Origin of the sequence: Nostoc sp. JL23 (assembly GCF_017115065.1) — a bacterium.
Taxonomy (GTDB): domain Bacteria; phylum Cyanobacteriota; class Cyanobacteriia; order Cyanobacteriales; family Nostocaceae; genus Nostoc; species Nostoc punctiforme_A.
Genome location: NZ_JABXKN010000126.1, coordinates 108,455 through 120,856, shown reverse-complemented (window position 1 = coordinate 120,856; position 12,402 = coordinate 108,455). Strand labels below are relative to the sequence as shown.

The following is a 12,402-nucleotide window of genomic DNA, read 5'->3' as shown; positions in this document are numbered from 1 at the left end:
TTAGATTCATTTTTTGGGCATCTCTTCCCACAATAAGTATATAAAATTTATGTAAAGCTTAACTGTTATTAAGCTCAAAATTTTTTGGATAATCTATCAATTTAACTTATGTATTTTCAGATATATTTCTCTAATATAAAAAATATTTTTTTCCCAAACAAAAATTGATATTGAAACCTAACTTAACGAGAATATCGCATTCAGCTAAAAAAGCTTGTAAATTCTACTAAAAAAACAGTATATTTTCAAAAATACTTAATTAAAGTTTACGAATTTTTCTAACAGTACTAAAAATCATATAATTTGCATTTTTAAGATTTGGTAAATAATTTGACGTAACCTTTAACTTATGATAATAAATAATTATAGAAGGGGTTAAAATCAAGAATACTGGAAAAAATAAATAATTAAAATAGATTAGTTAGATTAATTTTGACCCAATTACTTACCATCTATATAATCAATTAACCAAATCAATAACTAATATTTTCTCAGTGTATTGGTATTAATTAGGTTAGTAAAGATATCTGTATTTAAACTTACAGTTTTAATTAATCAATATTGAACTTATAAAAAGTTCTTTGACTGAGGCCAAACTTAGGCATTAGTTAGAATTCAGGAAAAATCATAAATATGGCAGTTATTTACGGTACTACATCTCCTGACATAATCAATGGGACTTCGGGAGATGACACGATATATGGTTGGGCTAAGGATGGTAACGCCAATAGTCTTTCTGGTAACGACACCCTGAATGGTGCGGCTGGTAAAGATAATCTATTTGGTGGAACAGGAAACGACAGTTTAATCGGTGGTCTTGGTAATGACACACTTGATGGTGGCTTGGGTACTGACAGCTTAAATGGGGGAGTAGGCGACGACACTTACATTATTGACAGCGCTATTGATATCATTACGGAAGCTGTAAATTCAGGCAAAGATACCGTCCGGTCTTCTGTCACCTACACACTAGGCGCTAATCTGGAGAACCTGACATTGAGGGAAGCTAGCGCCATTAACGGGACAGGTAACAGTCTGAACAACTTTCTCTTTGGTAATACTTTTAATAACACTCTAAATGGAAAAGCAGGCAATGACACACTAGACGGTAATGTAGGCAATGATATCCTCAACGGTGAGGATGACAATGATAGCCTACAGGGCGGGCCTGGCAATGACATACTCAATGGTGGGTCTGGAAACGATATCCTCATTGGTGTTTGGCCCGGTAGTCTACTTTCACTGGGATTAGGAGAGACTGATACCTTAACTGGCGGCGTTGGGCTAGATAGATTTGCTCTTGGAGACGCTAGAAATATCTACTACGACGATAAAAACACTGCGAATGCTGGTTTGGGAGACTTAGCTACGATTACTGACTTCAACCGTAGCGAAGACAGAATAGAACTCAAAGGCTCCCCAAAAGACTACCGCCTACAAATTGTTGGAGCCAACACACAAATATTCTTAGACAAACCTGGAGCAGAGCCAGATGAAATTATAGGTATTGTCCAGGGCATAGTAAACCTCAGACTTGATAGTGACGACTTCTTCTTCTACGAGCGGGAAAATGCTCGACAAGCTACAAACAATACCCTAGCTAGGGCTGAAGCATTGGGTTCTTTATCATCTGGCTCAAACGTTAATCTTTCAGGTGAGTTAGTAACAGTTCAACCAGGGGACAATCCCGATTTCGACTTTTTTACATTTTCTCTAGCAAATCCAAAAACTGTCACCATCAGTGCGATGACAACCGATGATACAGTTATTGGACTGTTTAACAATGCTGGGACTTTACTGCAAAGTGACGACGACAGTGGCCCCGACTTTGGATCGTTAATCACTGCTTCACTAGGTGCAGGTAGATACTCCATTTCAGTGAGTAAATATGCTTTCTTTCCTCAAGATGGCGGAACTTTTTCTGGTACTAGTGACAGCAACTCTGCTCCTTATACCCTAGAAGTCAGTTTGGCATAAGAATAATACCCATTGTTTATTTCACCCCGTAATCTCTAAAATTTTTTCCCTCATCAAGAGGATTTAGCAACAAAATTAACTGACTACTTTCTCAATAAAATCATGAATAACACTAAATTATCTAACCAAATCAAAGGCAGATTTCTCGGCAAGTTTGCTGTTAAAACGTTGTTATTTACAATAACATTATTATTTACAATAGTTTTATTAAATCATAGTACTATCGGAGTAACTGTTGTACCTCAAGCCCTGCGTCCTGATATCAAGGTTCGCAATATTATTAATACGTTATCAGTCTCTCCTTCTGTGCGGATTGTAAAAGATCCACGAAACAATACTCTCTATTACCTCAAACGAAATGGTGAGATTTATCGAGTCAATTTAGGCTCCTCTACTAAAACACTTGTGTACGACTCTAGTAATCATAATATAAGTGAAACTCAAGGTATAGCCATTGGCCCTAACGGCACAATTTATTTAGTTGGTAATGCAGACCTTGTGAATAACCAAACTAAAGCAATTATTGTTAAAGGTGTAATTAATTCGAGTACAGGACAGCGTATCTGGTCTATCTTAGCTAAGAGTGCAGCCTATCCTAAAAGTAAAACAGCTTATGACCATCGCTTCAACGGCGTAGTTGTTAGCCTGGACGGTAATTTTATCTATGTGAATAGCGGTTCTCGTACCGATCATGGTGAGGTTCAATCTGTTGATGGTCTATATCCCAATACTCGCGAAGTCGGATTAACCGCCTGTATACTCCGTCTTCCTAGCAATGGTAACAATCTCTTTCTGGCAAACAATCGAGCAACTTTAAAGACAGCAGGCTATATTTTTGCAGAAGGAACACGCAATACTTTTGATATGGCATTTGCACCCAATGGGGATTTACTTGGTACAGAAAATGGCCCCGATCGCGACATGTCAGAAGAATTAAATTGGCTACGTTTAGGTGGTAATTACGGCTTTCCTTGGCGTATTGGTGGGACAGACAATCCACAACAATTTTCCAATTATAATCCTGCCACTGACCGATTGTTAAGCCCTCAATTTAACGCCATCCAAAGGGGGTACTATCGTAACGATCCAACCTTTCCTATTCGGCCCACCGGAAATTTGATTGAACCAATTCCTAATCTTGGGCCGGATGCAGATAATTACCGCGATCCTGTAGATGGAAAAATCAAAGATGCTAGTGTTCTTGGACAAACTTTTAGCACTTTTACAACACACCGTTCTCCTTTAGGATTAGTTTTTGATACACAAGGAGTAATGATTCCAGAGTTCAACAGAGATGGATTTATGCTGAGTTGGACAGCAGGCGATCCCACTGGGGAAACACTAATAGGCCCTTTTAAAGATGCCAGCCAAGACCTACTGCATTTAAAGTTAACTAAAGTAGGAAATACCAACTATAAACTTAATGCTACGCGCCTGGTAACAGGTTTTAGTAATCCCATTGATGCTGAGATTATTGCCAATAAGATTTATGTTATCGAATATGGTGGAAATCAAGGAATTTGGGAAGTCTCTATGCCTACCAAGTAAAACAAATTGGGTATTTATGCATTACTTAGTCGAAATTAGACACCCAAGCTATCCCGATTGAAACAAGCTCGTACTCCTGTTTAATCGCTTTCTTACACCCCTCGTCCTGGTATGAGAAAAGTTTTTTCACACCTTTATATAAATCTCTGCGTCTAATTGACTCGTCAGTTAATTTCACCAATAGACATCTCCAGAAATTAAATATGCGTTATTTATAACCCTTGTAGAGATGTGGCTGTGCTATGTCTCTACATTCTATTTCGGAGATGTCTAATCGCCATGATGGAAAATGTCTTGGGCTTGAGTACTGGTCCTCTTGAAGAATTGCATTACGCAAAAAAAGCGATAATGCTATAATGATCCAGGAAATCCAGTAAGATTTCCCCAAATTTACAGCATTTGCATGTAGAATAGATACTCAAATGTCTGAATAAATAGTTGGAGAGGTGTCCGAGCGGTTCATGGTGACGCACTCGAAATGCGTTTTGGGGAAACCCAACGGGGGTTCGAATCCCCCCCTCTCCGTTCAAAAGATTACTGAAAATTTACTACAATGTGGCTGAAATTTGCCTAACTTTAGCAAGGATATTGAGCAACTTGTGTGTTTGTTTGCAAGTGAGATAGGATTATCGCTCAATATTTACGTAGTCCGATATTTATCAAAAAACACTAAAAGATACACCGCCAACACAGATTTTTGGGATAAACTAATGCCAATCGTGTGAGGAGTGAACGATGGTAGATCGCAGCTTGGGGCGAGTATTTTCATTTAGTTTTATCAGCATTAGTTTATATTTGGGTATTAGTATAGGAGTCATTATCCGGCTTGGGCAATCACAGCGATTAAACGCTGCTACTACACCTACTGAGCCTGTGCGATTTCCATTAGTTATTCCTGAACTTACGCCATCAAAAACACAACAACAAACCTTTCCAGATACTATTACCATCAAAGCCGTTGGAGATATTATTCCCGGCACTAATTTCCCTAACTATAGATTACCTCGCTTTCGAGATCAATTATTACCAAAGTCAGTGAGAACTCACTTGCAAGGATCTGATATCTTGTTTGGTAATTTTGAAAGTAGCTTAACTAATTATCCCTATACAGCCAAAGATATTAGTCGAGGACAAGTCTTTGCCTTTCGCTCTCCACCTGCATACGCCCAGCTTTTTGCTGAAGCTGGTTTTAATGTGTTCAATATGGCAAATAACCATGCTATGGACTTTGGCCCGGTAGGGTTCAAAGATACAATGAAAAATCTTCAGGCTGTGGGCATTGCAACATTAGGTCATAAAAATCAAATTCTTTATTTGAAAGCTAACAAAATCCCCGTGGCAATGATCGGGTTTTCTCCTTATGAAATGTATAATTCCATCCATAATTTAGGAGCAGCTAAAGCGCTCGTGGCAGAAGCCAAAAATAAAGCCAATATTGTAGTAGTATCGATGCACGCTGGAGCAGAAGGAACAGGCGCACTACACGTTAAGAATCAAACAGAGTTTTTTTATGGAGAAAACCGAGGTAATGCGATCGCGTTTGCTCGAAACATGATTGATGCCGGAGCAGACTTAGTACTAGGACATGGCCCTCACGTTCCCAGAGCGATGGAAATTTATCAGGGAAAAATCATTGCCTATTCTTTAGGAAACTTTTTGGGATATCGAACTTTATCTACTAATGCCCAAACAGGTGACTCCATGATTTTAGAAGTCAAACTCAACTCAGCAGGAAATTTGGTATCAAGTAAAATTATTCCCGTTCGCATGGATCGGCAGGGAATTCCTCATATCGATCGGAGTTTTCAGACTGTAAAACTTATGCGTTATTTGAATAATCAAGCTTTTCCCCAGAATCCGGTGAAGATTAATAAGAAAGGGGAAGTTGTTGTACAGAATAAACTTAATCCTTCCTAAAATAATTCGTAATTCGTAATTCGTAATTCGTAATTAGCTAATAGGAGTCAGCGCTGTGCTGGACTCACCGCGCTGCTTCACCAAAATCCCAAATTAAAAATAAAAAATTGAGTAGTACAACATGGCGGAAATAAACCAATCATTCCAAATCAACGAAACCCTTATCCTGTATTCATTTTTAATTTTTAATTTTTAATTCCGCCTTGCGGCACTAGTTATTGTCATCTTGCGGTTTTTCCTCAAACTTCTGAATATTCTGGGGTTGGCTATTAGTAGGTGAATTTTGCTTTTCCAGTGTTGGTACTACCACAGCAGAAGGATCTGATTGTTTGGATTCTGTTGGTGGTTCTGGTGGTATAAGAAGTACAGGTTTTGATGGACTTACGGATTGAGGGGAAGCAGGATTTTGACTAGAAGCGGGTAAGTTATTTTGTGGGAATGGCAATGGTGCGGGGGAAGCTTTTCGAGATGAGCGGATTGCCCGTAGTTTCTCTACTAAGGAGGGTGTGGGGGAAACGCTAGGTGAAGGTGTGGATTGTTCGGAATCACCGCGTTGCGATTCTTTTGTAGGGTTGGGGCTAGCAGATTCTTCTTGGGAAGAACGGCGATTGCGCCGACGCTGCTTGGAATTAGAAGCAGGTGCTGATTCGGTTCTTGAGGTAGTGTCAGTCTCTTCGCCTCCGGGTGAAGATGTACTATCAAAATTAGGTGCTTTCGCGCCTGATTCTTGAGTTGGCTTTTCAACAAGTGGCTTGGCAGTCGGCTGCTGAAATTTGGGTAATATACTGGCGATCCCAAAACCTGCTGTAGCAGCAACTAGGGCTACACCCATACCAATAAATACTTTAGATGACCCCAGCTTTTTAGCCAGTAAAGTTTCCTTAACCATGCCTGGGTTGGGCTGCGCCAGCACAGATGGTCTATAAATAGAATTTTGGGCTGTTTTCCCAATTACAGTTGCTGCCTGCTGGGCAGATAAATTGACAGTTGGCACTGCGTAAGTGGGTAAAACTTGCGGTGTTCCATTCACCCCATTTCCAGGTAGCAATTGCAGCCACTCAGCAACTGTCGCTGGCCGAAAACGAGACTCTACCGCCATACCGCGCATTACCGCCTGGTTGACAGCAGCACTCAAGTGTGGTTGCAGTTCGCGGGGGGAAGGCATTTGTTCGCGATCGCGCAATAATGCTGGCATGGGAACTTGGGCTGTCAACAGTGCATACAAAGTCGCTGCTAAACCATAAACATCAGTGGCGGGTGTACGCGCCGCTTGCGTCATATACTGCTCAATGGGAGAATAACCCTCAGAAACCAAACCTGTGTGAGTCTGTCTGACACCGCCATTAAATTCCCTGGCAATGCCAAAATCAATTAGTATTACTTCCTGTGTTCCTTGACGAAGAATAATATTATCTGGTTTGACATCGCGGTGTAACAAGCCGTTGTTGTGTACTACCTGCAATGCTGCCCCAATTTGGCGGATGTAATGAATTGCTGTGGCTTCTGGCAGAGTTATCCCTGGCAATACAAATGCGTCTCCCAAGGTTTCGCCAGGAATGTATTCCATCACCATGTAAGGCAGTCCAGCTTCTACAAAAAAGTCACTAACTCGGACTATATTTGGGTGAATACACGTAGCTAATCGTCTGGCTTCATCTTGGAATTGGCGCTCGAATTTGGCAAAATCAGGATGTTGTCGCAGCCGTTCGTTGATGGTTTTCATCACTACCTCCTGACCCAAGTAGTGATGCGTAGCTTTAAAGGTAATGCCAAAGCCACCCCGCCCTATTTCTTGAATTAGGGTATATTTTCCATCCTGCAAAATTGTGCCTGCTAACATAAAGAGTCCTGAGTCCTGAGTCCTGAGTGAGCAGATAAGTAGCGAGTCCTGAGTCTTGAGGGATTTCCCAAAAATTTTCCCATATTTTTATTGGGCAGGGTTCTTGCCTGTCTATTTTACGGGATGATTTAGTTGTTGGAATTCCTGAAGTGAGAAAGACCTCCCCATGAGCACAACAGTTTTATCTTTCTCAGATGATAACGCGGGAGTGCGGCAAGCCTAAACTGGAAGACGGGGTAAGGCTATTTTTTCAGTTTTATAGAAAATTAGGCTAAAGTTTAGTGTCAAAACAGAATTCAGGAGTCAGAATTCAGAATGAATGATGTACAACTGGCGAATTTTGTGAAATTTCTGTTTAAACTCACTGGAATCTTGCTTAGTTTTGGATTTTAGAAGTCTCTGAAATCTAAAATCCAAAATCTAAAATCCAAAATTTTTACAGTTGCCGCACTAATGGCTGACCATCTTTGACTTCACCAATTAAAACTAAATCGACACAGTTCACAAAGATACCATTTTCCAGAACGCCGGGAATGTTATTCAATGTCTTTTCTAGTCCGGCTGGATCTTCAATAGAGTCAAATCTGACATCTAAGACAAAGTTGCCTTGGTCAGTGATTACTGGCCCAGCTTTTTTTACACCCATACGGAGTTCTGGTTTGCCACCAAGTTTTTTGATGGCATTGGTGACAGGGGTAATCGCCATTGGAATCACTTCCACGGGTACAGCGAAACTAGAACCTAAGCGTTCTACTAACTTGCCACTGTCTACCACAACGATGAACTGTTCTGCTAGGTAGTCTACGACTTTTTCGCGGGTATGTGCTGCACCACCGCCTTTAATCAAATTCTTCTGCGGATCGACTTCATCTGCGCCATCAATGGCAATATCGATGTGGTCAATTGCATCCAAGGTGGCGAGAGGGACACCATACTGTTTCGCTAGCACTTCTGACTGAAACGAGGTAGGTATACCAATGATATCTTTGAGTTCACCAGACTTGAGACGATCGCCTAAAAACTGAATCGTATATGCTGTAGTTGACCCCGTACCCAACCCCACAATGGAACCCGATTTGACTAGGGCGGCGGCGGCTTTGCCAACTTCTTGCTTCATTAACTTTACGGGATCTGCTGCTGCTGTCATTGCCAAAACTGCTCCATAAAACTTATCTAAGATGAACATAACCTAAGTTACACACCTTTTACTGTTTATTTCCAGCTTCATAAGAGAGCGTCAGCAACACTTTTTCGACTCGTGTTTTTGGTCAAGCCAAGCCAAAGAAAGATACTTTTTCAAGTTTAAAGATACATTGAAATCTCTATCTTTAATAACACTACAGTTTTTACACTCAAAAGCTTGTGAATAATTTTTGCTGATGGAAATAGAACACCAAAGTGTCATGTGTGAGACATTTTGGTGTTCCATAGTGAAAATTATAAGACCTTAAGCAGGATATAGCGGGATACGATTACTCAATTCTGGAAAACGCCGCTTAACGTAAGCACAAAGCTGGTTATAACTTTTGCTTTGGAGTTTGTCCAAGTCTTTATAAGGGTCAAGTCCCTGACTCTTGGCGTGTTCTATGGTTATTGCCATAAGGATTTTACAAGCCTTAGCCTCAGTTTCAATCTTTTGTTGTGCCTCAGCCTCAACCCTTTTTTGGCGTACAGCCTCAGCCTGATCTTGCTGGATATAGCTAATCCGCGCGAGAAATTCGACGGATTTGTTGAGAATCTCACGCCCATCTTCTCGGTTAATCACCATAGATAAAAATGTCAGAGGGTCTGACTGAGAGTCATCTGAGTTAGGATTATTCGGTGGAGAGATCATAAATTTTTCCTCAAATTAAATTGACGGTCAACAGGCAGTGCGCCTGACCGTTAATGGATGGACAACCAAATTACAAACCTTTGAAATTAAGACAACGCTGCTGGACTGGTACTCCAGCTAGCGTTTTTTTCATGGTTTTACAATCTGGTTGCGGATATTCTAGCAAGCTCTATGCTAGACTGCCAAACAGTAAGCGTATTACTTCAATTGCAATAAGTAACTTACTGCTTATTAATAGATATTTTAGCAGATTTATGTCTCATTCAGTTCTGCCTCTTCAGAAAATAGGGGAAATATTCCAAGGAATTACACTTAGCCGTTATGCAGACGATAACGGTAGACCAGAGCGCGTTGTTAGCTTGTCTGATCTTGAGTACCTATACATTGAACGTAACCCAAGTGTGGTTCAGTTACGCTTATCTGACCTTGAGCGGTATCGAATAAAAACTGGCGATGTCGTGATTTCTAACCGAGGTACGCTTCTAAAAGCGTCAGTAGTTACAGATAAATTAGAAGGGAGCTTGGCGAGCAATAACGTGGCTGTTATCCGCCCCATAGTACAAATTGATCCTGTGTATTTGGCAGTTTTAATGCGTTCAAAATGGCTAGAACAGCAACTAGCCACTTTGTACTTGCAATCTTCTACCATTCAATTGATTCCAATTTCTCAATTACGTAGTCTCAAGATTCCATTACCTAATTTGGAGACTCAAAATAAATTAGCTAAACTTTTTTTAGCTACTGAAAAAGCTAACCGCATTACCTTGGAAATTTTAGACACACGAAATAATTTATCAGAATTTGCTCTTTTTCAAACTTTGGAAGGACAGCAATGATTACTTTAGAATACTTGAAAGATATACTTTGGACTGCTGCTAGTATCCTACGGGGGGTTTCTAACGGTGATGATTATATTAACTATTTGTTCAGGCTTCTGCTTCTCAAGCGATTCTCTGATTTATTTGAGGAAGAATCTTATAAAGCCAAACCACGCTTTTTTCTTCCTGCAATTTCTCAATGGAATTATTTACAGCAAATACCTGAAAATATTGGTCAGGCACTTAATGAAGCCGGTAGAGCTATTGAAACTTATAACCCAGGACTAAAAGAATTACAAGGAATTTTCATAAATTATAATTTTGAACATAACCAGCCTCAGGTTGATATTAAAAAGCAAGATAAAATACTACGCCAATTGATTTGGCATCTATCAGAGATTAAACTCCAGAATAAATACTTTGCTGAACCAGACTTATTAGGAAAAGCTTGTGAATACTTAATTGCACAACTCACAGCTATTCTTGGTAAAATGTCTGGAGAGTTTTTTACTCCGCAGAAGGTAGCAGAACTCTTAGTACGTCTGCTTGAACCACAACCAGGAATGAGTATTTGTGATCCTTTTTGTGGATTGGGAGGTATTTTGACTGAATGTATCAAGCAAATTAAATATTTAGGAAATAAGCCAAATAATTTACTGCTTTATGGACAAGATATAAACCAGAAGACTTTTAGCCTTGCCAAAATTAATTTACTTTTGCACGATATTTTTGATTTTGACATCCGACTGGGGGATACTATCCGTGAACCACAACTAGTTGAAAACGGTAAATTAATGCTTTTTGACAGAGTAATTTCTAATCCTCCGTTTAGGGTCGATAAGTGGGGTTATGAGCTAGCTAAAATTGATATTTATGATCGCTTTCGCTATGGAATTCCTCCTAGAGGCAGTGGTGACTTTGCTTTTATTCAGCACATACTAGCCACACTTAAAAACACTGGCAAAGCTGGGGTAGTAGTTACACTTGGAGTTTTATTTCGTGGAGGCGCAGAAAGTGAGATTCGCAGAAGGATTATTGAATCTGATTTAATTGAAGCAGTAATTGGTCTTGCACCCAACTTACTTTATGGCACAGGTATTCCTACCGCTATTTTGATTTTTAATCGGGATAAGCAAGAAAACCGTAGAAATAAAGTTTTGTTCATTAATGCTAGCAATGAATATCAAAAGAGCCGTAATCAAAATTACCTGCGTGAAGAAGATATCACTCATATAATCACAGCTTACCAAGCCTTTCAAGATGAAGAGGGATATGCTAAAGTCGTAGCTCTGGAAGAACTAGCTGCTAATGAATATATTCTCAATATCAACCGCTATGTCCTAACCCCGAAGGATGAAAATGACAAAATTGATATTGAGGCGGAGATTATCAAGCTGCGCGAATTAGAGGCTCAACGTGCTGAAGCCGAGAAGTGTATTAATAAATACTTGCGTGAATTAGGAATAAAATTAAGTGACTAACTACAAGCGATCGCAAAATAAATTAGGATGAAAAATAAGGGTTTACCATATTTGCACCCCCTTAAAAGGACTAGGCTGCACACCCTACTAAAAACTTTTTCAAGTCAGCCTCATGCTTAACTTGATAATGGCAGTCTAAATATACAACCCACAACAAGCAGATATGCAACATTACCCAGCTTAAATTCGTCATCAACTGAGTTACAGGTTATTAGGAATACCAAATTTTGCGTTAACCTCAGTAACGTAGTTTTTTTTAATTCACGTTAGCAGCTAAAAGTGGTTATTATGATGCGTCAGCTTTCAATTACTCTCTCTTTAATGGCAGTACTACAAAGCTTGCCAGCAATTGCTCAAGTATCAGAATCTACTTCTGGAATCCCAGCTGATTCCATTCAACAAGTAACTGCTGTCAAATGGATGACAAACTTTCCCGATGGCAAATTTTATCCAGAAAGGTTACTGAGTCGGGCAGAATTAGCCTCGATTATGGTAAAAGCATTTCGCCTAGATAAAAGAGAAGCTGTTACCAAAGAAAATTTAACTATTCCAGATGTTCCTCGTTCTTATTGGGCATTTAATGATATACAGACAGTCTTAAAAACTGACATCATGAAAGGCTATCGGGGCAATGAATTCTTCCCTAACCAAAAAGTGACAAGGGCAGAAGCTTTGGCTATTTTTGCCCAGGCTTATGGTGTATTTCAGTTTCCTGATGCCGCTGTGAATGAGATTCTAGCTTCACATCCAGATGAAAAGTCTATCCCAACTTGGGCTAGAAAAGCGATCGCTACAGTAGCTACTGAGGGATTTCTGAATACAGATGCTCAAGGCAATATTTTCCCATTAAAACCCGTAACCCGTGGGGATATGGCTTATGTATTGAGTAAATATTTGCAACGACAACAGCAACAACCCGAAACACCAGAAGTTCCGATGATTCCAAATAGCCCACAATCACCTTAGCTAGACTTTTTCTAACCAACG

The 12,402-nt window shown here is 39.8% G+C and carries 9 protein-coding genes and 1 tRNA gene; 7 read left to right on the top strand and 3 right to left on the bottom strand.

Features of this window, described 5'->3' with window-relative positions; genetic code table 11:
* Nucleotides 1–633: 633 nt before the first annotated feature.
* From HWQ42_RS25955 to HWQ42_RS25940, 4 genes are all read left to right on the top strand, one after another.
* Complete coding sequence (locus tag HWQ42_RS25955; protein ID WP_292817091.1) at nucleotides 634–1,977, top strand: DVUA0089 family protein; 1,344 nt, start codon at nucleotides 634–636, stop codon at nucleotides 1,975–1,977.
* Between the two features lie 102 nt (nucleotides 1,978–2,079).
* Nucleotides 2,080–3,525 carry a PQQ-dependent sugar dehydrogenase gene (locus HWQ42_RS25950; protein WP_292817090.1) on the top strand — a complete coding sequence of 482 codons (1,446 nt, stop codon included), beginning with the start codon at nucleotides 2,080–2,082 and terminating at the stop codon, nucleotides 3,523–3,525.
* Between the two features lie 440 nt (nucleotides 3,526–3,965).
* A tRNA-Ser gene (locus HWQ42_RS25945) sits at nucleotides 3,966–4,050 on the top strand.
* Nucleotides 4,051–4,260: 210 nt separating this feature from the next.
* The gene (locus HWQ42_RS25940; protein WP_292817089.1) at nucleotides 4,261–5,442 is read left to right on the top strand and encodes a CapA family protein; all 1,182 of its coding nucleotides are present in this window, start codon (nucleotides 4,261–4,263) and stop codon (nucleotides 5,440–5,442) included.
* A 211-nt stretch (nucleotides 5,443–5,653) separates the two neighbouring features.
* Here the strand turns inward: HWQ42_RS25940 and HWQ42_RS25935 are convergent, their stop codons facing one another.
* The 3 genes from HWQ42_RS25935 to HWQ42_RS25925 all read right to left on the bottom strand — a co-directional run bounded on the left by HWQ42_RS25935 (nucleotide 5,654) and on the right by HWQ42_RS25925 (nucleotide 9,116).
* On the bottom strand, nucleotides 5,654–7,282 hold the full coding sequence (locus tag HWQ42_RS25935) for a serine/threonine-protein kinase (RefSeq protein WP_292817088.1): 1,629 nt from the start codon (nucleotides 7,280–7,282) through the stop codon (nucleotides 5,654–5,656).
* Nucleotides 7,283–7,718: 436 nt separating this feature from the next.
* The gene (rpiA, locus tag HWQ42_RS25930) at nucleotides 7,719–8,429 is read right to left on the bottom strand and encodes a ribose-5-phosphate isomerase RpiA (protein WP_099099407.1); all 711 of its coding nucleotides are present in this window, start codon (nucleotides 8,427–8,429) and stop codon (nucleotides 7,719–7,721) included.
* Between the two features lie 300 nt (nucleotides 8,430–8,729).
* Nucleotides 8,730–9,116 (bottom strand): hypothetical protein, encoded by a 387-nt coding sequence (locus HWQ42_RS25925; RefSeq protein ID WP_292817087.1) that lies wholly within the window; start codon nucleotides 9,114–9,116, stop codon nucleotides 8,730–8,732.
* Between the two features lie 53 nt (nucleotides 9,117–9,169).
* On the opposite strand from HWQ42_RS25925, the gene HWQ42_RS25920 reads away from it, so the two are divergent.
* The 3 genes from HWQ42_RS25920 to HWQ42_RS25910 all read left to right on the top strand — a co-directional run bounded on the left by HWQ42_RS25920 (nucleotide 9,170) and on the right by HWQ42_RS25910 (nucleotide 12,381).
* Entirely contained in the window at nucleotides 9,170–9,952 is a 783-nt protein-coding gene (locus tag HWQ42_RS25920; RefSeq protein WP_292817086.1) for a restriction endonuclease subunit S, read from the top strand.
* On the top strand, nucleotides 9,949–11,415 hold the full coding sequence (locus HWQ42_RS25915) for an N-6 DNA methylase (protein ID WP_292817085.1): 1,467 nt from the start codon (nucleotides 9,949–9,951) through the stop codon (nucleotides 11,413–11,415). Before HWQ42_RS25920 ends, HWQ42_RS25915 begins: the two co-directional genes overlap by 4 nt.
* A 291-nt stretch (nucleotides 11,416–11,706) precedes the next feature.
* Nucleotides 11,707–12,381 (top strand): S-layer homology domain-containing protein, encoded by a 675-nt coding sequence (locus HWQ42_RS25910; protein ID WP_292817110.1) that lies wholly within the window; start codon nucleotides 11,707–11,709, stop codon nucleotides 12,379–12,381.
* The last annotated feature ends 21 nt before the right edge of the window (nucleotides 12,382–12,402 follow it).